The following is a 24,438-nucleotide window of genomic DNA, read 5'->3' as shown; positions in this document are numbered from 1 at the left end:
GGATTTCATCCAAAATGACACACTAAAGGCTAATGTTTGTAGGATGTAAGCGGAGTCGTATTTTTCGCTCGCGCTTTTTCGAAAGTTCGAATAGTGTTTCTTTCAGCGGAATCAAATGAACGTCTTTATTCCAATTGCCCCTACCGAACAGACCATCTAAAAGCGCCACAAGCAGACGTTTGATCTCGTTATAATCGCTGATATCGTATAATTTCCCTTTTACGGGAAGGCTCTTCGGTCTGATTTCCAACCAATCGTTGCCATCTTTCTTTCTTTTGTTGGCAAAACAAAGTAACAATTCGTATTGGGCAGCCGTTAGTCTTATACTTCGTTCTTCATCACCCATAAAACCTTTTAGCAATAATAAACGTTCGACTTTGTCATTATGACGTTTGACCAAAAAGCGCATCCCTATTTTTTCTGCAGAAGGAATATGGTTCTCTGATAATTCTTTAACCCAACTTAAGGCTAGGGCAAAGAATATCATGATCAAAGAGGTTTTGAATATGGCGGAAAATAGGGTAACATTAATAGTTGATCCCGTTAGCTTGTAAAACTGTGCCAATAACGTTATCAAAACACAAAGTAACGAAAGGTAGGCCAAAGACTTGAGACGTCTCTTAGCAAAAGAGTACCATAATACGCCACCTAAAAAAAGTAATGTCAGAACAGCATAATACACATCGAGTTCGTTGATTACTTCAGAACGGCCAAAAAACACCTTATTCAGTGTGGGCAACAACGAAAAAAGAAATGGAAGGCCTACAATGAGGTTCCAGTATTTAGACTTGATAATGGGTTGTAAAAAGCTTGGTAAATAGCGAAACCAAGGCAAGGCCAATAGAATTAACAGGCTATTGAACAATGACAACACACTTCGAAAACCGTCAACGACCACAGCATCCATTTCCGGTCGTTTGGCGAAATACACTTCTACCAAACCTGACATACTCCAACACAAAACGGAAAGTGCCAACCAAACTTGCCCGAAGTCATTCTGCTTCTTGCCAATATGCCACCAAATGGACAACAAGGCAACAAAAGCAAACAAACAAGTGCCGAATTGCCACCAGCCGTAGAACAGAAATGTCTCGTTTACCGCGTTCGGTAATTCAAGATTCACTAAAAACGCCATAAAATTGATTACATTCAAATATAATGAATCAATGATTGTAGTGGTTCCTTTTGACTATAGGGCATCTTGGGTCTTTTTCGCCTTCTTGGCTACTGATTTTCGTGGGTCACTAGCCAGGCGTTCTAAGTGAGGTAGCAGCCAATTGGCTAATTTGGCATCTTTTTTGGCCCATCGCCCGAGGGTTTCCATAGTTTGGTTCAGTACGATCCAATCTTCATGGTTCGCAAGGTTATGCTTCATAATGTCACTGGCCTGCTTACGTTGTATTTCAGACATATGCCTTTCCAACATCAAAAACAACTGTGCCAAAGTCCATTGTGTAGAAGCTTGGTCTATTCTTGAGATTTCTTCCAGAAACCTATCTAAATAAGGTAACAGTAGTTTTAGGTTGACCTTGGCAATCCGCTTCATGGCATTGGAAACCCGTAATCGTACTACCTCATCGGCACTAAAATAACAATTAAAGAGTTCGTCGAAATGTTTATTATCGGCCAATACTTGGTCGACTACTGCGATGGTATTTCCTAAAGAATTCGGGTGCCCGCCCGCCAATTGTATTTCTATAGATTCCATTAGTTGTATTATACTGTTTTATGAAGTGTTCTAATAACATTAAATCCATTTGTTAGTTTTTCATTATGATTTCGATGGACTTCCCAACTCAATTACCTAGAGGCCAAGAATAACACTGGCCCTAAAGATTAGTCTCTTTTTCTAAAAACCAAATCCCCTCTCCTCCTAATTCTTTGTATTCAAGTAAATCCTGTAAATCAATTTCAGTGATGGTCCATTTACCAAACAATTTAGTCTTTGTATCGTCAAACTCACCGAAATATTCTATTTCGTGACTTTCATTGACAGATGTAGAAAAGGGATAGGTCTTTAAGAATGAAATTGTATCACCTTCATAAAAGCCTCTAATTTCAGATTTACCGTCTATTGAAATAGCACTTTTTTCTTCTTTACAATTTCCAGAAATCGAGCCATTGTCATCGACGATTTCCACTTCAATTGCTACCTTTTTGCCAAAGAAGTCTAAATCATAACCAAATCCGTATTGATAATAACCTTTCCATTTCCCTGATAAGTTCATATCAAAAGTCAATTATTAAGATTTAAGCGCGCTAATCGCCTCACGAACGGAACCATATTTTTTTAGTGCGGCCTTGGCATCAGAATATTCTAAATTAAGGGCCTCTACCAAATATCGCGTGCCACGGTCCACCAATTTGTTGTTGCTCAATTGCATATCGACCATTTTATTGCCTTTCACCCTACCAATTCGAATCATCAGTGCTGTCGAAATCATATTCAAAGCCAGTTTTTGACTGGTACCACTCTTCATTCGCGTGCTTCCGGTAACAAACTCGGGACCTACATTGATGGCAATGGGTATATCGGCCTGCTCTGCCAAAGGAGCACCCGGATTATTTGTAATACCGGCAGTCAGTATTCCATTGGCCTTGGCATCACTAATGCCGCCTAAAACATAAGGTGTCGTACCAGAAGCGGCAATACCGACCAATACATCGTTGGAATCAATATTGAAATCTTGTAAATCTTTCCATGCCTGAAAGGTATTATCTTCAGCAAATTCCACCGCCTTTCGTATCGCGATATCCCCTCCAGCGATAATTCCGATAACACGGTCGTGGGGCATGCCGAACGTTGGCGGAATCTCAGACGCATCCAGAATACCCAATCGACCACTAGTACCAGCCCCAATATAAAAAAGGCGTCCGCCTTTTTGAAAACGTTCGACGGTAGCATCTACCAGCTTTTCGATTTGAGGAATTACCTTGGTAACGGCTTGGGCAACTTTCTGGTCTTCTTCATTGATTTTTTGCAAAAGATCACCCGTTGAAAGTTGTTCCAAATCATTGTGAAGTGATGCTTGTTCCGTGATTTTTGTATACTCCATAAGTTATAACAAACGTATATTTTGATTTTTAAAAGGACGCAATAATTGATGGCTCGGCGGTAATTCGGTAATCATGGTATTAATCGCATTTATTTCGCAGGTCTTATACCGGTGTTGCGAGTTGAGCTTCTCGGAAATACACAATAACACTGGTTTTTTTGAAGCATTGATAACCGCTTTTTTGGTCTGTACGATATCCCAATCGAGTTCTGTCAATCCGTAATCCGCATCCACGTAACCCGTACCGATAAAGGCATAATCCGTTTTGATTTCAGATAGGTTGTGAATTGCACTGGAGCCAATGGCAATTTGGGAATCTTTTGAAAGTTTACCTCCGATGAATATGGTTTCTACGTTCGGCTTGTTCAATAACTCACTCGCTACTGCCAGACTTAAGGTGAAACAAGTCAATTGAATCTTTGGGGGTAGCAAACGTGCAAGTTCCAAGCAGGTAGTACCGCCATCAATCAGTACCACGCTATTCTCTTTAAGCAACTTTACGGCTTTCTCGGCAATCACCGTTTTTTCTTCTAAGGCATACACATTATTTCGAGCGGGGCTGTAATTTGCAAAGCCTAGGGAAACCGCGCCCCCATGTACTTTACGCAGGCGGTTTTCGGCATCGAGTTCTTTCACGTCTCGCCGAATCGTATCGATGGAAACGTCTAGTTTCTCGGCAATATCGGTTAGTAATACCCTATTGTGCAACTCTACCTCGTTTAAAATAGTTCGTTGCCGCTCTTCTTTAAGCATAGTTTTTCCTTTCGGACCACAAAGATATACAATTCCTTGAATTGCCGTTTTAATCCGTTTTTAGGTTAAATAATTGTTACTTATAGCAAAAAACAGCAAGTAAAAAAGCAAAAAACAGCAAATACTATTTATATTTGTACCGAAAACGAGTATAAATTGGTATAATGAAAGTAGCGATAGCGCAGTTTGAACCTAAAGATGGGGATAAGTCTTACAACTTATCCGTAATAGAGGCCCTAGCTCAAGAGGCGGGCAATCGCGGGGCCGACCTTATCAGTTTTCATGAAATGTCGATTACGGCATATACCTTCACAAAGGACCTAACTTATGATCAACTGCTTGACTTGGCGGAAGAAGTACCGAATGGCCCAAGTACGGAACAGTTGCTGAAAATCTCGAAGGCCAATGATTTGGCCATTCTTGCGGGATTGGTAGAAAAAGAGGGAAAAGAACTGTTCAACACCTATATCTGCGTGCATCGAGGCATGGTTGTAGCCAAATTTAGAAAACTACACCCTTTTATTAGCCCATTCCTATCCGCCGGCAATCATTATGAGGTATTTGACTTATTGGGTTGGAAGTGCGGCATCCTCATTTGTTACGATAACAATATTATAGAAAATGTAAGGGCAACGGCCTTGTTGGGAGCAGAAATCATTTTTGCGCCCCATGTCACTGGATGTACCCCTTCGGCAATGCCCGGAAGGGATTATGTAGCCGATGAATTTTGGCAAAATAGGGAAATAGACCCGGTTTCCCTGAGATTGGAATTTGACGGACCCAAAGGAAGAAGATGGTTGATGCGATGGTTACCGGCAAGGGCATACGACAACGGCGTGTATTATGTTTTCACAAACCCAATAGGATATGATGGGGAACACTTGAAAAATGGGAATTCAATGATCATTGATCCCTATGGCGAAGTGCTTACTGAGGTCAACTCTTTTGATGATGCCATTGCGATGACAACCCTTACTAAAGAAAAAATCCCCCTTGCCGGGGGGTTCAGATACCGAAATGCCAGAAGGCCCGAATTGTATCGAAACATCATCGGCAAAGCCCATGAATCAAATTTCAAACCCGTTTGGATAAAAGAAAAATGAGGTCACTATTTCAAAAACGGCTTCACCATCACATAAATCATCTAACATCAAGCTTATTCTAAAAAAAATGGATACCACAACAATACAACAAAAACGTTTTGACATCTCGTACCGGCCGGTCGGGCAGTTCGAGGAGACCCGTTTCGAAAAAATACACAATGTGATTTTTGATAGCTCTGGTGATGCATCTATCATTGTGGCCCAAGAAATCGCCGAACTCATCAGGGAAAAACAAGCCAAGGCACAGAATTGCGTTTTAGGTCTTGCCACGGGTTCTTCCCCGATTCGTGTTTATGAAGAGTTGGTTCGTATGCATAAGGAAGAAGGGCTCAGTTTTGCGAACGTAATTACCTTCAATTTAGATGAATACCTCCCTATGGAGAAAGATAACCGCCAGAGTTATTGGTATTTTATGCATGAGCATTTGTTCAACCATATCGATATTCCAGAAGGTAATATCAACATCCCCGATGGTACTTTAAGCGGTGAGGACATCATTCCTTATTGCTTGGCCTACGAACGTAAGATAAAGGATGCCGGTGGACTTGATTTTCAACTACTGGGTATTGGTAGAACAGGGCATATCGGGTTCAACGAACCCGGCTCACATCGCAATTCGGGTACCCGTGTGATCACCTTAGATCATATCACACGTGTTGATGCGGCCCCTGCCTTTCTTGGTATTGACAATGTACCCCGTCGCGCCATTACCATGGGCATTGCCACGGTACAAAGTGCAAAACGCATTGTTTTATTGGGCTGGGGACAGAACAAGGCGGATATTATCAAAAAAACCGTTGAGGGCGAAATTTCGTCAGAAGTACCTGCAACTTATCTGCAAGAACACGGCAACTGTACTTTTGTCTTGGACAATGGTGCCGGTAGTAAACTTACCAGAAACAAAACCCCATGGCTGGTAGATGAATCTTGTGAATGGACTGAGATCCTAACCGCGAAAGCAGTATTATGGTTGAGTATCACGCTGGGGAAATCCATTCTGAGCCTAACGGATAAAGACTACAACGATAATGGTATGTCAGGTCTTTTGGCCCAACAAGACTCGTATGACCTCAACATTCACATGTTCAACCGTTTACAGCGCACCATTACGGGTTGGCCAGGTGGCAAACCCCATGCCGATGATTCCAATCGACCAGAAAGGGCAAATCCAGAAAAAAAACGGGTCATCATTTTTAGTCCGCACCCCGATGATGATGTGATTTCAATGGGGGGTACGTTCGATAGGCTTATTGAACAAGGGCATGATGTGCATGTAGCCTATCAGACTTCCGGTAATATTGCCGTTACGAATACCGAAGCCCTAAAGTATGCAGAAATAGCCAAAAGCATTAATGGTTCAAAAGAACCGGAAGCCCTTATTGCTGCGATAAAAAGTAAAACGGAAAGTAGTATCGATACTCTAGAAGTAAGAAAACTCAAGGGTAATATCCGTAGAAGTGAGTCTTATGCAGCAATCAGATACTTGGGCCTGAATGAAGACAATGTCCATTTTTTAGACCTTCCTTTTTATGAGACCGGAACGGTCAAAAAGAACGGTTTGACCCAAGCCGACATCGATATCATGATCGATATTATCAGCAAGGTCAAACCGCATCAAATCTATGCCGCAGGTGATCTCGCGGATCCGCATGGCACCCACAGTGTTTGTTTAGATGCTGTTTTTGCAGCATTAGAGACCCTTAAGGCAGAACCTTACATGAAAGACTGTTGGGTATGGCTGTACCGAGGGGCATGGCATGAGTGGGATATTCACGAAATAGAAATGGCCGTACCCATGAGCCCGGCGCAGGTCATTAAAAAACGCAATGCTATTTTCTGCCATCAATCGCAAAAGGATAATGTTATGTTTCAAGGTGACGATACCCGCGAATTTTGGATGAGGGCCGAAGAACGTAACAAAAATACCGCGGACAAATATCGAAAACTTGGCTTGGCCGAATATGCGGCAATGGAAGGTTTTGTACGACACCATTTCATGTAATTCAACATTAAAAACCGATTTAAAGTTCTTTATATTTAGCCATTGCGGATTCATACATGCGAAAAATCTTATTCTGTTTAATAATTCTACTTGGTTCTTGCGCCAGCTTAAAATATGAGAAAGACCCAGAACGGGAATTTCGGGGTACATGGGTGGCTACGGTAGTTAATATTGATTGGCCGAAACAAGGCGAGGATTCCACAGAAAAGCAAAAAGCGGATTTTCTAAGACTCTTGGATTTTTATGGGGATTTAAACTTTAATACCATGATTGTGCAGGTAAGAACTGCCGGTGATGCATTCTATCCCTCTGAAATAGCACCATGGTCGCGTTTTTTAAGTGGTACCGAAGGTGAACCAAAAACGGATTTTCAAGATGTTCTCGAATGGATGGTTGAACGTACCCATGAAAGGGGGATGCAATTTCATGCATGGTTGAATCCGTACCGGGCAACTTTTGATTTAGATACCACACTACTTGCCGAAAACCACGATTTCGTTAAAAATCGTAATTGGATGGTGAAATATGGCAACAAATACTATTATGACCCGGGAATAAAGGAGGTTCAGCAACACTTGACAAAGGTGGTCAGTGAAGTGGTCGGGAATTACGCCGTTGATGGTATACATTTTGATGATTATTTCTATCCATATAAAGTTGCAGGTCAAGTATTCAATGATTCGCTTTCTTATGAGGAAAACAGGTTATCTGGGCAAAGCTTGGCAGCTTGGCGCCGAAGTAATGTGGACTCATTGGTTAAAAACGTCCACAAGGCCATTAAGGCCAAAAAGCCATGGATCCGTTTTGGCATAAGCCCTTTTGGTGTTTGGAAAAACAATACAACCGACCCGAAGGGTTCAGCGACCAATGCGGGGCAAACGACTTATGAGGATTTATTTGCCGACCCATTGCTTTGGATGGAAAAAGGCTGGGTAGATTACATGGTACCCCAAGCCTATTGGAGTATGCATTATGCGGCAGCTTCGCATGAGACCATAGCCAAATGGTGGGCCAAGAACACGAAGAACACCAATTTATATATGGGCAACGGAGCGTATAAAATCAGAAATAATGCCGACGACGCTTGGAACGATAAATCAGAGATCCCAAAACAACTCGCCTTGGCACGCAATACCCCACAAATAGGTGGCAATGTATTTTTTAGTGCAAGATCATTGATGAATGTTGGTGATGATATCAAAAAGCAACTGAAGAAAAAATTCTATCGAAAAGAGGCATTGCACCCACCTATGGCCATCAAAAAAAATCGAGGTATTACCACCCCTATAGTAACCAGTGCAGTAAGAAAAGATAAGGAAATCGAAATCCGTATATCACATTTTGATTCGGTTCCGCGCTTTCTACTGGTCTATAACGAAAACAAGGCAACCAAAAAATTATTGAAAAAAGCGTACATTCCCAAGAATAGGGCTAACTCATGTATTACCCTTGACACCAACATCAAAAGAATAAAAAAACACCTGGCAATCGTCATTGAAGATGCCTTTGGAAACCGAAGTACGATGATTTCGTTGACCAAACCGAACTAAGTATAGAATAAATGGCTGAAATACAAAAGAACAAATGGGCATGGGCATGGGTACCCATCCTCTATTTTACACAGGGCTTACCATATGTTATTGTAGTTACCGTATCGGTCATTATGTACAAAAAATTGGGTATAAGCAATGCTGACATCGGGCTTTACACCAGTTGGCTCTATTTGCCATGGGTACTCAAACCCTTGTGGAGCCCTTTTGTGGATTTAAAAGGAACCAAACGCAAATGGTTTTTATGGATGCAGTTATTGATCGCGCTTGCGTTGTTCGGAGTTGGCCTTACCCTACCAACAAATCTCTTCTTTACCACTACCCTTGCCTGTTTTTGGATGGCTGCTTTCGCTTCTGCAACTAATGATATCGCTTCTGATGGCTATTATATGATAGGGCTTTCCGAGAAAAAACAATCTTTTTTTGTGGGTATTCGAAGTACTTTTTACCGCTTGGCCATGGTCACTGGCGAGGGACTTATTGTAATTCTGGCGGGTTTTTTAGAAAACCATTATGGTGATAATACCAAAGCGTGGAGCGTAACGATGACAGCAACTGCCTTTTTAATGTTGGCCCTAACTGCCACCAACTTTTTTACCACTCCTAAATATGAAAGTTCGACCAAAATTGTCCTTGATAAACCACAGGGTTTTTTAGAGGTCTTTGTTTCCTTTTTCAAAAAACCGAATATAGGTATCGCACTCGCTTTTATCTTAACATACCGATTGGGCGAGTCACAATTGGTAAAAATGGCAGCGCCGTTTCTTTTAGATCCTTTAGAAAGTGGGGGGTTAGCCTATTCCACAGAAAAATTAGGGACCATTTTTGGCACAGTAGGGGTAATAATGCTCTCCATAGGAGGTATTTTAGGGGGTATCCTCATTTCTAGGGATGGCTTGAAAAAATGGATGCTTCCCATGATTTTATCGCTAAACGTACCCAATATACTTTATGCTATTTTAGCTTGGACGCAAACCACGAATACTATTGCCGTTACCATAACCGTAATTTTTGAAAAGTTTGGTTACGGGTTCGGCTTTGCCGCCTTTCTCATGTACCTGATTTATATTGCCGAAGGTAAATCAAAAACCTCCCATTATGCCATTGCTACCGGATTTATGGCCTTAGGCATGATGTTGCCCGGAATGTTAAGCGGATTCATGCAAGAATGGTTAGGCTATGGTGGCTTTTTCATTTGGGTTGTCATTGCGGCCTTACCCGCACTATTTCTATTGCCCTTTTTAAAATATCCTGCCGACTATGGTAAAAAAAATGAAACTGAAAATGGCTGATCTGATTCCCTATAATAAAGCAAAATCCCAACTTAGCACCATTGAAAAAATCGGGCAGTTTTTTATGCCTGCCGTTTTCATCAATGACACCGAAGAAGAAATCCAAAAAATGGAGCGGCTCATCGCTGAAAAGGGTATTGGATCCATCTGTTTCTTTCACAGTCGCGCCAGTGCCGCAACCAACTATGAAGGTAAGAAGGAGGTGCTTTACAATGCCAATAGCCTTGATAAGCTAAAAGAGTTGATCTCGCGTTATCAGGCTGTCTCTAAATATCCGCTTTTAATAGCCATCGATGCCGAATGGGGGCTTGCGATGCGTATCGAAGAAACCCCACAATATCCTTATGCATTGACCTTAGGGGCGATACAAGACAAAGCCTTGATCGAAAAGGTAGGTATGGCGATAGGCGATGATTGTCAAGAAGCTGGTATTCATTGGAACCTATGCCCGACCGTTGACATCAATAACAATCCTAATAATCCGGTAATAGGTTATCGATCTTTTGGAGATAATCCGGAGGATGTTTACGAAAAGTCCAGAGCTTTCATTTCAGGAATGAACAAAAGTGGTACCCTAAATTCCATCAAACATTTTCCGGGTCACGGCGATACGGCCGTAGATTCACATTTGGGCCTACCAAGAATCGATAAATCCAAACAAGAACTATTGGCCTATGAATTGTATCCGTTTAAAAACCTGATTGATGAAGGTGTAGACTCCGTTATGGTGGGTCATTTGGCCGTACCGAGCATCAGTAAAAGTAATACCCGGTCATCGACACTGTCAAAACCGATAATCACCGACTTGCTTCGTAACGAATTCAAGCATTCAGGGGTAATCATTACCGATGCATTGAACATGCATAGTGTCTCTAAGTTATACGATACCAAGGGGCAGTTGGAATGGGAGGCCTTTGAAGCGGGCAATGACGTGTTATGTTTTGCTGAACATACGGCAGAAGGTATCGAACTCATTTTACAAAACGCCACGGCTACACAAGTCGAGGCAAGTTTTGAACGGTTCTGGACCCTTAAGGAAAAAGGGCTGGGCACTAAAACCAATAGCCATAGCGTCGACTACGATACCATAATGAAGCAACTGGCAAAAGAAACGTTGACCTTGGTAAAAGGAACCGATGAAGGGATTCAAACCATCAGGGAATCCGAATTCGAATATATCCAAATGGGAAAAACGATCGACACCCTTTTTTCAAAAAACATTCCTACAAATCATACACAAACCGCAAACAAGGTCATTGCCCTTTTCCCCCCTGAAATGAAACCGACCCAAAATTTTGGGCTGAAGAAAAATGAAATTGAACGTGTGAACGAGGTATTATCGTCGCATAATTGTGCACTCTATCTCTTTGGCAATCCATATGCACTTGACCTCTTTCATTGGAAAGATGCAAGTTCGGTTGTTGTGGCGTATCAAGATTTCGAGGCTTTTCAAGAAAACGCCATCAACCATTTTAACGGTCAGGTAACGGCCAAAGGCCAGTTGCCGGTAACATTAAATAGTGCGACCCCATGAACGATGCGGTTTTAAAATCGTGGCAACAAAATGCCGGCGAATGGATAAAAGCCATTACTGAAAACACCATTGCCTCCAGGACATACACGAACAAAGCGATTGTTGATACGGCTTTAAAGTTGGATAGGGCTAAAATCATCGATATCGGATGTGGGGAAGGTTGGTTGGTCAGGGTACTTGAAAATCAGGGTAAAAAAGTTTTGGGTATAGATGCAATCGCCGAACTGTTGCAGAGTGCGCAAAGCAAACGCATTGGCACTTTTCATCAAATGACATTTGAAGAAATCATGGATGGTAAACCCTTACCAAACGCTCCTTTCGATATGGCCATTTTCAATTTTTGCCTGTACCAAAAAGAAGGCTTGGTAACATTGCTTTCAAATACGGCAAAAGCGCTCAATGACGATGGGCATATCTTGATCCAGACCTTACACCCGTACCTATTGATGCAACAGGGAAAGGCTTATCAGAGTCAGTGGTTATCAGACTCGTGGAAAGGCTTGTCAGGAAACTTCTCCAACGGCCATGCGTGGTATGCGCGAACCCTTGGCGACTGGTCAGAAACCTTGAACGAAATTCCGAACACCAAAGTTGTTTTTCAAGAAGTGACCAATGAAGAAGGCAATCCAATTTCCCTATTGATACATATTGAAAAGCATCTATGAAAATTTATAAAACCATAGGAATGATGTCGGGTACCTCTTTGGATGGGCTTGATATTGCCTATTGCCATTTCTGGAAAAAAGCCAACCAATGGGATTTTGAAATACGCCAGACTTCGGCCATTTCATATGATAACACGCTATATGAAAAATTGAAAAATGCCATCCACCTTACGGCGGAAGAACACCAACAATTACATTTAGATTATGGTGTTTGGTTAGGTAAGCAGGTAAAATCATTTATTGAAAAACATGATTTAAAAATTGATTTTATCGCCAGTCATGGCCATACCTCGCACCATCGACCTGAAGAAGGTGTCACTTTTCAATTGGGTGATGGACAATTGCTTGCCAATACCTCAGGGCAAAAGGTCATCTGTGATTTTCGCTCTTTGGATGTCGAATTGGGCGGACAGGGAGCACCGCTCGTACCTATAGGTGACGAATTACTACTTTCTGAATATGAGTTTTGCCTGAACCTGGGCGGCATCAGTAACATATCTTTTCAAAAAAAAGGGGAACGTGTTGCTTATGATATTGGCCTCGCAAATATGCCCTTAAACTATATTACCGAAAAAATAGATTTAAAATATGATGAAGGGGGTGCCATGGCCAAAAGCGGAACGTTGCTACCAGGTTTATTAAAAGCGTTGAATAATCTAGACTATTACCACCTACCCTATCCAAAGTCAACGGGTTATGAATGGTTTTCATCGGCGATTATACCACTACTGGAAAAATATAGTAGTGCGACCGAAAACCTATTACATACGGTAATCCACCATAATTGTGAGCAAATTGCATTCGCCATCAAAAAAGAAAAGCCTGAGAAAGGAAGTCAGGTCCTGGTTACAGGTGGGGGCGCTTTAAATGACTTTTACATCGCAACGCTGAGGGAAAAGCTCGGAGCAAGTTGTGAGGTTAAGATTCCCCCAAAAAAGTTCATAGAATACAAAGAGGCCTTGGTATTTGCCTTTATGGGAGTATTGTATGAATTGGGGCAGACTAATGTATTTTCATCGGTTACCGGGGCTAGACAAGATTCTTGTAGTGGGGTCGTTTTCAGGCCGAAGGAGTGAACTTTCATGCTAAATTCGTCACAGAAGCCGCTTTTAAATTCAGGTTTCATCACAAACTACACTTTTGTGTGGCGGCATTTTCAACTTATTCCTTTTAATTTGTTTTATAACAGGGCCATGAGGTCAATTCAAACCTCTTTCAAATCGTATTGATAATGTTGATTTGATGCGTTCAGACCAAAATGATATTAAGATGGGTTTTATAGGATCAATGAAGTATTTCGGCATAATGATCGTTGCCACTTTCCTCACATTTTTTTTTCACGAAATGAGTCATTGGATTGCTTATGGACTCTTGGGGTATGATGCCGGATTTACCCTTAATGGAGCCTCATTAAAAGATTCCTCTATCGTGTTATCCAATACGCATCGCGTAATTACCAGTGCCTCAGGGCCCCTATTTACGATAATACAAGCGATCATATTTTATTTTATACTCTTAAAGTATAAGAGCAAAATGCTTTATCCATTTTTGTTCTTGCCTTTTTTGATGAGATTGGGGGCTTCTTGGGCCAATCGATTTGAGCCTAATGATGAAGGGCGAATCAGCCTAATTTTAGGATGGAACCTCTATACGCTCTCTGCTATCGTCGTCACTTCTTTGTTAATTCTGGTATTTCAGGTCTCACGAAAGAACAAATTCTCGTTGATTTTCAACATCGTAACTTTTGTCGTTAGTGCCATACTGATGTTCGGCCTTGTCTACTTGAACATGAAACTTAAAATTAGATTTGTTTAAAAATGGGCATGAAATACCCAAGAGTACGGAAATATTGAGCTTCTTCAAGTCAAATATAAAATAACTCATTGTTGAACCATGGCATAGCGTATACCTCTTTTCAAGACCCGGTTTTATTCAGAAAAACCGGTTTCTTTCTTCTTGAAAGTAAAATTAGTGCTACGGCACCCAAACCACAGCAAGCCAAACCAACGAACAAGGGCAATGCCAAATCTTCAAGAAATGAACCTATAAGGGTGGCAATAGGTACGGAAATCAAGGTCGAAACAAAACCGTTGATGGCGGCACCGATACCGGCAATATGCCCTATGGGCTCCATGGCAATGGAACGAAAATTACCCCACATAAAGCCCAAACAGAAAAACTGTAAAAACAGAAAAGCTACCAAAACGCTAACATTGGGGTTAGGCCCATTCCAAAAAAACAGCACATAGCCTATGGCAATCAAACTAAAAAGTACGGTTGCCGCAAATGATAAGTTTCGCATGCCGAAACGCATGACCATGGTGCCGTTAGTAAAAGTCGAGGTTCCGATAGAAATGGCAAGCCCTGCAAAAATATATGGAAATGCTTCTCGAAGTCCGTATTGGTCTTCAAAAATATGCTGTGCTGAACTCAAGTATACCAAAAAAGCACCGGTAACCAAACCCGAAACGAAAGTATAGATTACCGTTTCAGGATGTCGTAACATTTCTTTGGTACCAGCTATAAAGCTCTTTGATGAGAACCTGACTTTATATTCAGGCTTAAGGGTCTCTTCTTGTCGTTTCCAGAACCAAATCCACAATACCAGACCCAAGAAAAGATGCACGTAAAATATGCTCTGCCAATTAAAATGGTCTAGAATGAACTTCCCTAAAGCAGGTGCCACTACGGGAACCAAAATAAAAAACGCGGTGATGAATGACATGACCCTTGCCATATAATCACCACTATATGAGTCACGTATGATTGAAATGGCGATAGTACGGTGGGATGAAAGCCCAATCCCCTGCAAAATTCGACCAATTACCATTACTTCAATGTTGGGCGCCAACAGACAAATGAAACTGGCTACACCAAAAACAACGAAACCCGCATACACCATAGGCTTACGACCATATTGGTCTGACAACGGACCAAAAAACAATTGCCCCACCCCTAGACCTAAGAAAATCATGGTCACGAACATTTGGTTCGCTTTTGGGTCTGTACTATGAATCGTTTCACCAATAGCGGGTATCGCAGGCAGAAGCGTATCAATTGCCAAGGCCACAATGGACATCAACGAGGCCATCAGTGCAATAAATTCAAAGTGGGGTTTCTGCTGCGTTTTTTGCATTGGACAAAAGTACGGCTACTGATTTTCCTGATTTATTTTTGAGCAAAGTATTTTTGCCAAATCACCATTAAGTTTTGATTAGGACAGAAGTATTCAAAATCTCGCAAATTAAATAGCAAACCCTAAATGTCAGGTCGAGCGCAGTCGAGACCTCAATGTATGATGAAATGCTACTACGTCTATATTCTCCTTTGTTCCGACGGTATGACCTATACCGGGATTACTGACAACATTAACCGTCGATTCAAAGAACATCAAAACGGATTCAATAAAACTTCATTCACTCATAAACGACGTCCTGTAAAACTTATCTTCCATCAAGAATTCAATGATGTACTTCAAGCCATTTACTTTGAAAAGAAAATCAAAAAATGGAGCGCTAGAAAGAAACTGGCCTTAGCAAACGGTGATTTCGATATGTTACGGATTTTAGCCGAATGTAGAAATGCCTCTCATTTTAAATATGCTGACCCAGATTGAGGTCTCGACTGCGCTCGACCTCACAAACTAGTCTTATAAAAATGTTGTTTCCCTTATAAAAGCACTTGAGTCTTTTGATACTTTTTTAAAGATAAATTCATAAAGGAATATTCCCATGCTTCTTCTTCGGGGTCACTATCTTCTTATTTTCCAACATGGCAAAAGCTTTTAGCAATTTACCCCTGGTATTCTCGGGTAAAATAACCTCATCGATGAAGCCACGACTTGCCGCTCGGTAGGGATTGGCAAACTTATCGGCATACTCAGCTTCTTTTTCTTTTAATTTGGCTGCTGGGTCATCAGAAGCGGCGATTTCCCTTCTAAAGATTATCTCACTGGCCCCTTTGGCCCCCATTACCGCAATTTCTGCCGTTGGCCAAGCAAAGTTGAAATCCGCACCAATATGTTTCGAATTCATTACATCATAGGCACCTCCATACGCTTTTCTAGTAATGACTGTTACCCTAGGTACCGTTGCTTCACTCAATGCATATAAAAGCTTGGCACCATGCATGATAATACCGTTCCACTCTTGGTCAGTACCCGGTAAAAAGCCCGGCACATCAACCAATACCAATAACGGAATATTAAAGGCATCACAAAAACGGGTGAAACGGGCAGCTTTTGAAGAGCTATTGGAATCAAGTACCCCTGCTAAGAACATAGGTTGGTTCGCAATAATCCCGACACTTCTTCCCCCTAATCGGGCAAAACCCGTTATGATATTTTCGGCATAGTCTTTATGGATTTCGTAAAATGATTGCGCATCAATGATCCCTTCAATGACCTCATGCATATCATAAGGCTTGTTCGCATTATCTGGAACGATATGGCGTAATTGCTCCCTAACCTCGTCACCTAGCTCATAGAAGCGTGTCGAAGGTCTTTCCCGATTGTTTTGTGGTAGGTAATCCAATAGTTCTTTAAGGTCTTCTAGACAAGCGGCATCGTTGGCCGATGTTTTATGGGCAACACCGGATTTAGAGGCATGGGTCAACGCTCCACCTAATTCTTCAGAGGTTACTTCTTCATTGGTAACGGTCTTTACCACATTAGGTCCGGTAACGAACATATAACTGGTCTGTTCCACCATCACAATAAAATCGGTCATTGCCGGCGAATAGACCGCACCACCAGCACAGGGACCCATAATTGCGGATAATTGCGGAACGACTCCCGATGCCTGCACATTACGGTAAAAGATATCGGCATAACCTCCTAAAGATTTCACTCCTTCTTGAATTCGGGCCCCGCCAGAATCATTCAAACCGATAATTGGGGCCCCGACCTTCAGGGCCAAGTCCATCACTTTGCATATTTTTTCAGCATGCGTTTCTGAAAGTGCCCCGCCAAACACCGTAAAATCTTGGGCGTACACATAAACCAATCGACCATTGATCGTGCCGTAACCGGTGACTACCCCATCACCATAGTAGATTTCCTTTTCCATTCCGAAATCCGTGGTACGGTGGGTAACCAAAATACCCATTTCTTCAAAAGAACCTTCATCCAACAGATAATCAATCCGCTCTCGGGCAGTTAATTTCTTCTTGCCATGCTGTTTTTCTATTCTTTTCTCCCCCCCACCTAAATGAGCTTTTTCGATTCGGTCTTGTAACTTTTTCAATTTGGCATCCATTTGCATCAATTTATGGGCAATCGCACTATTTTTTGGTCCTCGAAATATTGTTTTAAAGCAATCTTTGCGGCTATTTTAGCATTTTGTTCCCTTTTTGCCTGCAATACCTCTGGCGCATAATGATCTTTGACGAAATGTGTGTCAAAATTGCCCGACCTAAATGCTTCATGCTGCATTACATACAGGCCGAATGGTAAGGTGGTCTCGACACCTTTTACTTCATAACCTACAATGGCCCTTATCATTAATTCAATCGCTTCTTCGCGGGTCTTACCGTATGTAATCAATTTTGAGAGCATGGGGTCATAGTAAATGGGAATATCCATACCTTCTTCAAAACCATTATCTACACGAACCCCTTCACCAATAGGCAATTGATACCGTGCTAAGTTCCCTACACTCGGTAGAAAATCGTTAAGTGGGTCTTCGGCATAAACACGAAGCTCCATGGCATGGCCCTTTATTTTCAAGTCCTCTTGACGTATATCCAATTGCTCCCCTCGCGCTACCTTGATCTGTAGCCCTACCAAGTCCACCCCTGCGATCAGTTCCGATACGGGGTGTTCAACTTGCAATCGGGTATTCATTTCCAAAAAATAAAACCTCATGTCGGCATCCAATAAAAACTCCACTGTTCCCGCGCCTACGTAATTGCAGGCTTTCGCTACTTTGACCGCCGCAATCCCCATTTCATTCCGTAATTCCGGTGTTAAAATGGAAGATGGTGCTTCTTCCACCACTTTTTGGTGCCTTCTTTGAATACTACATTCCCGCTCAAAAAAGTGTAGTACAGTGCCATGGGTATCGGCCATTACCTGAATTTCAATATGTCGCGGAGAGGTGACGTATTTTTCAATAAATACGGATCCATCCCCGAAAGCGGACGTGGCTTCACTAATGGCCCGCTTCATTTGGGATTCTAGATCTTCTTCCCGGTCTACAACCCGCATTCCTTTACCACCACCGCCGGCAGAGGCCTTGATAAGCACAGGAAAACCGATTTCCCTAGTAACCTCAAGGGCTTTATCTATATCGGTAATTGCTTCTTCTATGCCGGGAACCATAGGTATATCATATTCCTTCACGGCTTCTTTCGCCGCCAACTTACTGCCCATGATACGAATGGCGTGTGATTTAGGCCCGATGAATATCAGTTCATTTTTTTCTACGGCTTCTGCAAAATCAGCATTTTCACTTAAGAACCCATACCCTGGATGAATTCCATCAACATCCAAGTCTTTTGCAACAGCGATTATCCTATCCCCCAACAAGTACGATTGATTGGAAGGGGGTGGGCCAATACAGACTGCTTCATCAGCAAAACGAACGTGCGGTGCGTCCCGGTCCGCTTCTGAGTAGACCGCAACGGTTTTAATACCCATTTTTTTTGCGGTACGCATCACCCTTATCGCAATTTCGCCCCTATTGGCGACTAATATTTTTTTCATTTTATGATGGTTATTCAAAAGTGATTAAGGTCTGCTTCTTTTCAACTGCCTCACCCTGTTTGATGTTGATGCCTTTAATAATTCCGTCGCGGGGCGATGTAATTACATTTTCCATCTTCATTGCCTCCAATATAAGTAATGGCTCGTCCGCTTTTACCTCTTGACCTTCCACCACCGAAACTTCCAATATCAAACCGGGCATAGGCGCCTCAATAGTACTGACAAGGTTGGAAGCATTGAGTACATAACCCATACTTTCGATAAGATTGTCCAATGGGGTCGCTATGACTACCTCATAAATGGTATTATTGATTTTAAACCTGTAGCATTTATTCCTAAAATCACTGGTTATCAATTCAATATGATACGATTCCTTATTTTCCAATAAATGATAGGCGGCTTCAGTAGTGGTAATAATATCCAAGTTGTCGATATCTGCCGCTGAAAGCTGAAATTCATGTTGGCCATTTACGGTCAATTTATGCGTTTGCCCCATAATTTTAATTTGGTTTTAGCCCTTTCAATATAATTCATTCTTATGCAATCACCAACAAAACCATTCTAAAGATAATTTGTGTTTTGTGAAAAATAGCGTATTCCAAAAAAAGGGAACCCCATGACTACGCAAGGTGTTTAATTGTGGGGCCATGTACCTAACTATACTATCAAATTCTTACTTTTGGGTCAAATTATTTTATATGCTGATTATCGGAATAGCTGGGGGTACAGGTTGCGGAAAGACCACGGTAGTCAATCAGATAATTGAACAATTACCTGAAAACGAAGTTGTTGTAATCTCACAAGATTCGTATTACAATGATTTGGCACACCTCACTAAAGAAGAACGAAGCAAAGTAAACTTTGACCACCCGAATTCAATAGATTTCGAACTGCTGATCTCACATTTACATCAGTTACGCGAAGGCAATTCCATAGCCATTCCCGTTTATTCTTTTGTTGAAGAAACCAGATTGGCCGAAACAGTGTCCACTTCACCGAAAAAAGTGATTATTGTCGAAGGTATCTTAGTTTTGAGCAACCCCGAACTCCGCAAATTATTCGATATTAAAATTTACGTACATGCCGATTCTGACGAGCGTTTGATACGTAGGTTGCAACGGGATATCAAAGAGCGCGGTCATGATCTTGAAAAAGTGCTACACCGTTATCAAACAGCAGTAAAACCAATGCACAATGAATTTATAGAGCCCTCAAAGGAATTTGCGGATATTATAATACCCAATAACCACTATAATAATGTAGCCGTTGATATGGTACGCACCATTATCATTGAAAAATTAGTCTAAAATGGGGTGGGCAGCTTTAAAACAGAAAAAATGGTTTAGGATCGTAACCAATATGTATGTACTCGTATTGACCTTATTTGTGATTTGGATGAGTTTTTTTGATACCAATTCGCTGCTTATCCATCTTGAGCTGAAAAAAGAGATCGATAAACTGGAACAACAGAAGACCTTTCTCAAAAATGAAATCGAAAAAGATAGGAAAGCACTTGAAAAATTGGATGATGATGATGAACTTGAAAAATTTGCCCGTGAACAGTATTATATGAAAAAAGACAATGAGGAGATTTTTTTGATTGAGCATAAAGATAGCATTGAACGTAAACCGTAAGCTGCAGGCAAAAATCATAGCATAGCGATGGACATAAAATCACTTTTTTCAGAGTTTCCGGAAGTTTCGGCAAAACAGTGGAAACAAAAAATCCAGTTTGATTTAAAAGGTGCCGATTACAACGAGACCTTGCTTTGGGAAACCCTTGAAGGTATCCACATCAAACCTTTTTATCATGCTGAGGATCTAGAGGCCATCCCTACTTTTCCCTTACCACCCAATCACTCTTGGCAAATAGGCCAGTCGATATATGTCGCCAACGAAGTATCTGCCAATAAAAAAGCGCTGGACGTGCTGTCTCGAGGGGCTACCAGTCTGTTATTCGTTGTAGCGAAAACCAAAATTTCTTGGAAATCATTGTTTAAGGGAATCGCCCTTTCAAGCACCCCTATCTATTTAAAATTTGAGTTTTTAGACCCTATTCCAGTTACGAATCTCATGAACTATGTGGGTACGGAACCCTGTGGGATTTTCTTGAATATTGACTTTATCGGTCATTTGGCCGCGACCGGAAATTGGTATCATCATAAAGATAAAGATTACCAATATTGGAATGAAATTTTGACCATATGCCAAAAAAATAGGGGTATTTCGGTTTCAGGAATAGGCATTTCCTTATATCAAAATTCTGGTGCAACCATAGTACAACAACTGGCTTATGCACTTGCACAAGCCAATGAATACCTAAATTCGATGGCGGAACAAGGTGCCGTCGAAATCAAAGCGAATCCACTAATGGTTTTTAACGTCGCCATTGGTAGCAATTACTTTTTTGAAATCGCAAAATTGAAAGCCCTTCGATGGCTTTGGAGGAGCCTAGTTGTTGAATATGGCATTGACAGTGATTGCCACATCGTTGCACACCCAACCAAACGGAATAAGACAATTTACGATTACAACGTAAATATGCTTCGTACGACTTCAGAGTGCATGGCCGCAGTACTTGGCGGTGCCAACATGGTACACAACATCCCTTACGACTCGCTATACCATAAAGACAACGAATTCGGGGAACGCATCTCACGTAACCAGTTGTTATTGCTAAAAGAAGAGAGTTATTTCAATGAGGCCTTACATGCTGCGGAAGGCACATACTATATTGAGGCACTTACAAAACAACTTGCAGAAAAAGCCTTGGAACTCTTTAAACAGATTGAAGCCTCAGGTGGTTTCTTGAAACAGCTCGAACAAGGTACGATTCAAAAGAAGATCAAGGAAAGTGCTGCTAAGGAACAAGGGAAATTCGATACTGCCGAACTTGTGTTGGTAGGAACGAATGCCTATCAAAACCCACAAGACAAGATGAAGGCCGATTTAGAACTGTACCCTTTTTTAAAACGGGAAAAGCGAAAAACCGGTATAGCACCTATTTTGGAAAAACGACTTGCGGAAACGCTAGAACAGAAGAGACTGCAAGATGAGCATTGATCCACACTCAGTTTTACACAAAAAAAATAAAGAAAGAATAGTAAAATCATTATTCTTCGTTTGTAGCCTGCTTTATTCTTATTGTAGTTTTTCCCAAGCTTATTTTCTAAAAGTTGATAGACTTAAAAAGGGGGAGATTGTTAAAACTAAAACCTATTACGAAGGGCATTGGGTAAAACTGAAAACCATTAATGGAAGTAAGTTAAAAGGCAACTATTTTATTTATGATGAAAACACTATCATCGTAAACGATCAAAAAGTGGCACTGAATGATATATTAAGAATCAGATTTGATAACAGGCACTTGTTCAGTGGAACTTTACTTACCATTTTGGGTCCGCCAACATTCTTAATAGGTCTTACGGCTACGGCACTTGAAGATTCTTTTTCTAGGGAAGATAACAATAGTAATGCCGAAATAGCCACAGCACTTGGGCTAGGGGCTTTAATTGGGGGAATCGTAATTTTATCCAACAAAAACAAAAGACCGCTTAAAAAGAAATGGAAAGTCTCAATATTGGTACAATGAGTAGAAAAGACGTTCAACATATTAGATTGATCAATGATGTCGAGCCCAACCCTGCCGAAACCCCAAAACCTTTTACGGGTGATTTTGCAGCGGGAATACCACCGTTTTTGAGGGGACCATACTCCACGATGTACGTACGTCGACCATGGACGATTCGCCAATATGCCGGTTTTTCTACTGCAAAAGAGAGTAATGCGTTCTACAGAAGAAACTTAAAAGCAGGTCAAAAAGGGTTATCGGTAGCTTTTGACCTACCCACCCATCGGGGTTATGATAGTGATAATGAGCGTGTAATCGGTGATGTAGGTAAAGCGGGGGTTGCCATTGATTCCGTAGAGGATATGAAAATCCTATTTGACCAGATTCCGCTTGATAAAATGTCCGTTTCAATGACTATGAACGGCGCCGTGTTACCCATAATGGCCTTTTATATCGTAGCTGCCGAAGAACAGGGCGTGGGTCTAAACCAACTCTCCGGTACCATACAGAATGATATCCTCAAAGAGTTCATGGTGCGAAACACCTATATCTATCCACCGGCTCCATCGATTCAAATCATCGCTGATATCTTTGAATATACCAGCAAAAATATGCCGCGATTCAATAGTATCAGTATTTCTGGGTATCATATGCACGAAGCTGGGGCCCCTGCTGCCCTCGAAGTAGCGTATACCTTGGCCGATGGTATCGAATACATAAGAACGGGTATCAAGGCAGGATTAAAAATCGATGATTTTGCCCCTCGACTATCCTTTTTTTGGGGTATCGGCATGAACCATTTTACGGAAATCGCAAAAATGCGGGCCGCCCGAATGCTCTGGACGAAATTGGTAAAACAGTTCCATCCTAAAAATGAAAAATCACTGATGCTCCGCACGCATTCACAAACAAGTGGTTGGAGTTTGACCGAACAAGACCCCTTCAACAATGTAGCCCGAACTACGATTGAGGCAATGGCCGCAGTTTTTGGAGGAACACAAAGCCTACATACCAATGCCTTGGATGAAGCGATTGCCCTGCCGACCGATTTTTCTGCAAGAATAGCAAGAAACACCCAGATTTATTTGCAAAACGAGACCTTGATAACCAAGACCGTAGACCCATGGGCCGGAAGTCATTATGTTGAAAAATTGACTGGTGAAATAGCAGGGGAAGCTTGGAAACTCATCAATGAGGTAGAAGAACTGGGCGGTATGACAAAAGCAATAGAATCAGGCATACCTAAACTGCGAATAGAAGAGGCGGCTGCCAAAAAGCAGGCGAGGCTTGATAGCGGACAGGAAGTTTTGGTGGGCGTAAATAAATACGCTTTAGAAGATGAGGAAGAATTGCAGATCTTAGAAGTAGACAATGCCAAGGTACGACAACAGCAATTGGAAAGAATCGCAAAAACAAAGGCGGACCGTGATACTAAAAAGGTAGCAATCGCTTTGGAACATATTTCTTCTGCAGCGAAGCAAAAGATGAAGGATGGTAAAAGTGAAAATTTATTAGCTTTAGCCGTAGAAGCTGCCAGACATCGTGCAACACTGGGTGAAATAAGTGATGCCTTGGAAAAGTCTTTTGGCAGGTATCGGGCACAAATACAATCAGTTAGCGGCGTGTACTCAAAAGAAATCAAAAATGATGGTAATTTTCAGCAAGCAAGGGAACTAGCCGACAGGTTCGCCGAGAGCGAAGGTAGAAGGCCGCGCATCATGATCGCCAAAATGGGCCAAGACGGGCATGACCGCGGGGCGAAGGTCGTTGCGACAGGCTATGCGGATCTAGGCTTTGATGTTGATATCGGTCCCTTATTCCAGACGCCTGAAGAGGTGGCCAAACAGGCTGTGGAAAACGATGTGCACATTCTTGGTGTTTCTTCCCTTGCTGCAGGACATAAGACCCTAGTACCAGCAGTCATAGAAGAATTGAAAGCGTATGATCGAGAAGACATCATGGTCATTGTCGGTGGGGTTATACCCAAACAAGATTATGATTTTCTTTATGAAGCTGGGGCTTTGGCCGTTTTCGGACCTGGAACGAGAATAAGCGATACCGCCATCGAAATCTTAAAAATTCTTATGGATGGGAATTAGGATTTTGAACTTTAACCAAAGTTAACGATAGTCACTTCCATTATTCACTTTCTGTTAACAAAATTCATTTTTTAACGTTGTAAATAATTGTATTTTTACCCTTTAACTTA

General features: G+C 41.7%; 23 protein-coding genes. 14 read left to right on the top strand and 9 right to left on the bottom strand.

Annotation, left to right across the window (positions count from 1 at the left end; genetic code table 11):
* Positions 1 to 22 precede the first annotated feature (22 nt).
* The 5 genes from AACM45_RS19880 to AACM45_RS19860 all read right to left on the bottom strand — a co-directional run bounded on the left by AACM45_RS19880 (position 23) and on the right by AACM45_RS19860 (position 3,809).
* The gene (locus tag AACM45_RS19880) at positions 23 to 1,135 is read right to left on the bottom strand and encodes a hypothetical protein (RefSeq protein WP_339144918.1); all 1,113 of its coding nucleotides are present in this window, start codon (positions 1,133 to 1,135) and stop codon (positions 23 to 25) included.
* A gap of 54 nt (positions 1,136 to 1,189) precedes the next feature.
* On the bottom strand, positions 1,190 to 1,708 hold the full coding sequence (locus AACM45_RS19875) for a hypothetical protein (RefSeq protein ID WP_339144917.1): 519 nt from the start codon (positions 1,706 to 1,708) through the stop codon (positions 1,190 to 1,192).
* Positions 1,709 to 1,829: 121 nt separating this feature from the next.
* Entirely contained in the window at positions 1,830 to 2,240 is a 411-nt protein-coding gene (locus tag AACM45_RS19870) for a hypothetical protein (protein ID WP_339144916.1), read from the bottom strand.
* 3 nt (positions 2,241 to 2,243) lie between these two features.
* The gene (gene murQ / locus AACM45_RS19865) at positions 2,244 to 3,056 is read right to left on the bottom strand and encodes an N-acetylmuramic acid 6-phosphate etherase (protein WP_339144914.1); all 813 of its coding nucleotides are present in this window, start codon (positions 3,054 to 3,056) and stop codon (positions 2,244 to 2,246) included.
* 3 nt (positions 3,057 to 3,059) lie between these two features.
* Positions 3,060 to 3,809, bottom strand: a complete 750-nt coding sequence (locus tag AACM45_RS19860) for a DeoR/GlpR family DNA-binding transcription regulator (protein ID WP_339144912.1) — start codon at positions 3,807 to 3,809, stop codon at positions 3,060 to 3,062.
* Positions 3,810 to 3,973: 164 nt separating this feature from the next.
* Between AACM45_RS19860 and AACM45_RS19855 the strand changes: the two genes are divergently transcribed.
* The 8 genes from AACM45_RS19855 (at position 3,974) to AACM45_RS19820 (ending at position 13,770) form a co-directional block, all read left to right on the top strand.
* Complete coding sequence (locus AACM45_RS19855) at positions 3,974 to 4,912, top strand: nitrilase family protein (protein WP_339144910.1); 939 nt, start codon at positions 3,974 to 3,976, stop codon at positions 4,910 to 4,912.
* 67 nt (positions 4,913 to 4,979) lie between these two features.
* Positions 4,980 to 6,914, top strand: coding sequence for a glucosamine-6-phosphate deaminase (gene nagB / locus AACM45_RS19850; RefSeq protein WP_339144908.1), 1,935 nt, complete (start codon positions 4,980 to 4,982; stop codon positions 6,912 to 6,914).
* A 56-nt stretch (positions 6,915 to 6,970) separates the two neighbouring features.
* Positions 6,971 to 8,464: a glycoside hydrolase family 10 protein gene (locus AACM45_RS19845; protein ID WP_339144907.1), complete on the top strand. Its 1,494-nt coding sequence runs from the start codon at positions 6,971 to 6,973 to the stop codon at positions 8,462 to 8,464.
* Between the two features lie 11 nt (positions 8,465 to 8,475).
* Complete coding sequence (locus AACM45_RS19840; protein ID WP_339144905.1) at positions 8,476 to 9,756, top strand: MFS transporter; 1,281 nt, start codon at positions 8,476 to 8,478, stop codon at positions 9,754 to 9,756.
* Positions 9,749 to 11,290, top strand: a complete 1,542-nt coding sequence (locus AACM45_RS19835) for a glycoside hydrolase family 3 protein (RefSeq protein WP_339144904.1) — start codon at positions 9,749 to 9,751, stop codon at positions 11,288 to 11,290. The genes AACM45_RS19840 and AACM45_RS19835 overlap by 8 nt, the downstream gene beginning before the upstream one ends.
* A complete protein-coding gene (locus tag AACM45_RS19830; RefSeq protein WP_339144902.1) occupies positions 11,287 to 11,955 on the top strand; it encodes a class I SAM-dependent methyltransferase in 669 nt (222 codons plus the stop codon). Before AACM45_RS19835 ends, AACM45_RS19830 begins: the two co-directional genes overlap by 4 nt.
* A complete protein-coding gene (locus AACM45_RS19825) occupies positions 11,952 to 13,031 on the top strand; it encodes an anhydro-N-acetylmuramic acid kinase (RefSeq protein ID WP_339144901.1) in 1,080 nt (359 codons plus the stop codon). Before AACM45_RS19830 ends, AACM45_RS19825 begins: the two co-directional genes overlap by 4 nt.
* A 193-nt stretch (positions 13,032 to 13,224) precedes the next feature.
* On the top strand, positions 13,225 to 13,770 hold the full coding sequence (locus tag AACM45_RS19820) for a hypothetical protein (protein WP_339144900.1): 546 nt from the start codon (positions 13,225 to 13,227) through the stop codon (positions 13,768 to 13,770).
* Positions 13,771 to 13,870: 100 nt separating this feature from the next.
* Here AACM45_RS19820 and AACM45_RS19815 read toward each other — a convergent pair whose 3' ends face one another.
* Complete coding sequence (locus AACM45_RS19815) at positions 13,871 to 15,091, bottom strand: multidrug effflux MFS transporter (protein WP_339144899.1); 1,221 nt, start codon at positions 15,089 to 15,091, stop codon at positions 13,871 to 13,873.
* Positions 15,092 to 15,253: 162 nt separating this feature from the next.
* Between AACM45_RS19815 and AACM45_RS19810 the strand changes: the two genes are divergently transcribed.
* On the top strand, positions 15,254 to 15,571 hold the full coding sequence (locus AACM45_RS19810) for a GIY-YIG nuclease family protein (RefSeq protein WP_339144924.1): 318 nt from the start codon (positions 15,254 to 15,256) through the stop codon (positions 15,569 to 15,571).
* A gap of 97 nt (positions 15,572 to 15,668) precedes the next feature.
* Here AACM45_RS19810 and AACM45_RS19805 read toward each other — a convergent pair whose 3' ends face one another.
* From AACM45_RS19805 to AACM45_RS19795, 3 genes are read right to left on the bottom strand one after another with little or no spacing between them, the layout of a single operon-like run.
* Positions 15,669 to 17,210 (bottom strand): acyl-CoA carboxylase subunit beta, encoded by a 1,542-nt coding sequence (locus AACM45_RS19805; protein ID WP_339144897.1) that lies wholly within the window; start codon positions 17,208 to 17,210, stop codon positions 15,669 to 15,671.
* Positions 17,211 to 17,215: 5 nt separating this feature from the next.
* Complete coding sequence (accC, locus tag AACM45_RS19800) at positions 17,216 to 18,658, bottom strand: acetyl-CoA carboxylase biotin carboxylase subunit (protein ID WP_339144895.1); 1,443 nt, start codon at positions 18,656 to 18,658, stop codon at positions 17,216 to 17,218.
* Positions 18,659 to 18,668: 10 nt separating this feature from the next.
* A complete protein-coding gene (locus tag AACM45_RS19795) occupies positions 18,669 to 19,154 on the bottom strand; it encodes an acetyl-CoA carboxylase biotin carboxyl carrier protein subunit (protein ID WP_339144893.1) in 486 nt (161 codons plus the stop codon).
* Positions 19,155 to 19,356: 202 nt separating this feature from the next.
* On the opposite strand from AACM45_RS19795, the gene udk reads away from it, so the two are divergent.
* From udk to scpA, 5 genes are read left to right on the top strand one after another with little or no spacing between them, the layout of a single operon-like run.
* Positions 19,357 to 19,965: a uridine kinase gene (udk, locus tag AACM45_RS19790; protein WP_339144892.1), complete on the top strand. Its 609-nt coding sequence runs from the start codon at positions 19,357 to 19,359 to the stop codon at positions 19,963 to 19,965.
* Position 19,966: 1 nt separating this feature from the next.
* Positions 19,967 to 20,293: an FtsB family cell division protein gene (locus tag AACM45_RS19785; protein WP_339144890.1), complete on the top strand. Its 327-nt coding sequence runs from the start codon at positions 19,967 to 19,969 to the stop codon at positions 20,291 to 20,293.
* Positions 20,294 to 20,320: 27 nt separating this feature from the next.
* Positions 20,321 to 21,721 (top strand): methylmalonyl-CoA mutase subunit beta, encoded by a 1,401-nt coding sequence (locus tag AACM45_RS19780; RefSeq protein ID WP_339144888.1) that lies wholly within the window; start codon positions 20,321 to 20,323, stop codon positions 21,719 to 21,721.
* Positions 21,711 to 22,250 (top strand): hypothetical protein, encoded by a 540-nt coding sequence (locus AACM45_RS19775; RefSeq protein ID WP_339144886.1) that lies wholly within the window; start codon positions 21,711 to 21,713, stop codon positions 22,248 to 22,250. Before AACM45_RS19780 ends, AACM45_RS19775 begins: the two co-directional genes overlap by 11 nt.
* Entirely contained in the window at positions 22,247 to 24,328 is a 2,082-nt protein-coding gene (scpA, locus tag AACM45_RS19770; protein WP_339144885.1) for a methylmalonyl-CoA mutase, read from the top strand. The genes AACM45_RS19775 and scpA overlap by 4 nt, the downstream gene beginning before the upstream one ends.
* The last annotated feature ends 110 nt before the right edge of the window (positions 24,329 to 24,438 follow it).

The sequence above is a fragment of the Croceitalea sp. MTPC5 genome (genome assembly GCF_036985505.1).
Lineage (GTDB): Bacteria > Bacteroidota > Bacteroidia > Flavobacteriales > Flavobacteriaceae > Croceitalea.
This window is presented reverse-complemented; position numbering and strand designations above follow the sequence as displayed.

What these genes read in the sequence shown, in the direction of transcription:
- AACM45_RS19880 (WP_339144918.1), bottom strand. Translation starts at nt 1,135, where the DNA reads ATGGCGTTTTTAGTGAATCTTGAATTACCGAACGCGGTAAACGAGACA.
- AACM45_RS19875 (WP_339144917.1), bottom strand. Translation starts at nt 1,708, where the DNA reads ATGGAATCTATAGAAATACAATTGGCGGGCGGGCACCCGAATTCTTTA.
- murQ (WP_339144914.1), bottom strand. Translation starts at nt 3,056, where the DNA reads ATGGAGTATACAAAAATCACGGAACAAGCATCACTTCACAATGATTTG.
- AACM45_RS19860 (WP_339144912.1), bottom strand. Translation starts at nt 3,809, where the DNA reads ATGCTTAAAGAAGAGCGGCAACGAACTATTTTAAACGAGGTAGAGTTG.
- AACM45_RS19855 (WP_339144910.1), top strand. Translation starts at nt 3,974, where the DNA reads ATGAAAGTAGCGATAGCGCAGTTTGAACCTAAAGATGGGGATAAGTCT.
- nagB (WP_339144908.1), top strand. Translation starts at nt 4,980, where the DNA reads ATGGATACCACAACAATACAACAAAAACGTTTTGACATCTCGTACCGG.
- AACM45_RS19845 (WP_339144907.1), top strand. Translation starts at nt 6,971, where the DNA reads ATGCGAAAAATCTTATTCTGTTTAATAATTCTACTTGGTTCTTGCGCC.
- AACM45_RS19840 (WP_339144905.1), top strand. Translation starts at nt 8,476, where the DNA reads ATGGCTGAAATACAAAAGAACAAATGGGCATGGGCATGGGTACCCATC.
- AACM45_RS19835 (WP_339144904.1), top strand. Translation starts at nt 9,749, where the DNA reads ATGGCTGATCTGATTCCCTATAATAAAGCAAAATCCCAACTTAGCACC.
- AACM45_RS19830 (WP_339144902.1), top strand. Translation starts at nt 11,287, where the DNA reads ATGAACGATGCGGTTTTAAAATCGTGGCAACAAAATGCCGGCGAATGG.
- AACM45_RS19825 (WP_339144901.1), top strand. Translation starts at nt 11,952, where the DNA reads ATGAAAATTTATAAAACCATAGGAATGATGTCGGGTACCTCTTTGGAT.
- AACM45_RS19820 (WP_339144900.1), top strand. Translation starts at nt 13,225, where the DNA reads ATGGGTTTTATAGGATCAATGAAGTATTTCGGCATAATGATCGTTGCC.
- AACM45_RS19815 (WP_339144899.1), bottom strand. Translation starts at nt 15,091, where the DNA reads ATGCAAAAAACGCAGCAGAAACCCCACTTTGAATTTATTGCACTGATG.
- AACM45_RS19810 (WP_339144924.1), top strand. Translation starts at nt 15,254, where the DNA reads ATGAAATGCTACTACGTCTATATTCTCCTTTGTTCCGACGGTATGACC.
- AACM45_RS19805 (WP_339144897.1), bottom strand. Translation starts at nt 17,210, where the DNA reads ATGGATGCCAAATTGAAAAAGTTACAAGACCGAATCGAAAAAGCTCAT.
- accC (WP_339144895.1), bottom strand. Translation starts at nt 18,658, where the DNA reads ATGAAAAAAATATTAGTCGCCAATAGGGGCGAAATTGCGATAAGGGTG.
- AACM45_RS19795 (WP_339144893.1), bottom strand. Translation starts at nt 19,154, where the DNA reads ATGGGGCAAACGCATAAATTGACCGTAAATGGCCAACATGAATTTCAG.
- udk (WP_339144892.1), top strand. Translation starts at nt 19,357, where the DNA reads ATGCTGATTATCGGAATAGCTGGGGGTACAGGTTGCGGAAAGACCACG.
- AACM45_RS19785 (WP_339144890.1), top strand. Translation starts at nt 19,967, where the DNA reads ATGGGGTGGGCAGCTTTAAAACAGAAAAAATGGTTTAGGATCGTAACC.
- AACM45_RS19780 (WP_339144888.1), top strand. Translation starts at nt 20,321, where the DNA reads ATGGACATAAAATCACTTTTTTCAGAGTTTCCGGAAGTTTCGGCAAAA.
- AACM45_RS19775 (WP_339144886.1), top strand. Translation starts at nt 21,711, where the DNA reads ATGAGCATTGATCCACACTCAGTTTTACACAAAAAAAATAAAGAAAGA.
- scpA (WP_339144885.1), top strand. Translation starts at nt 22,247, where the DNA reads ATGAGTAGAAAAGACGTTCAACATATTAGATTGATCAATGATGTCGAG.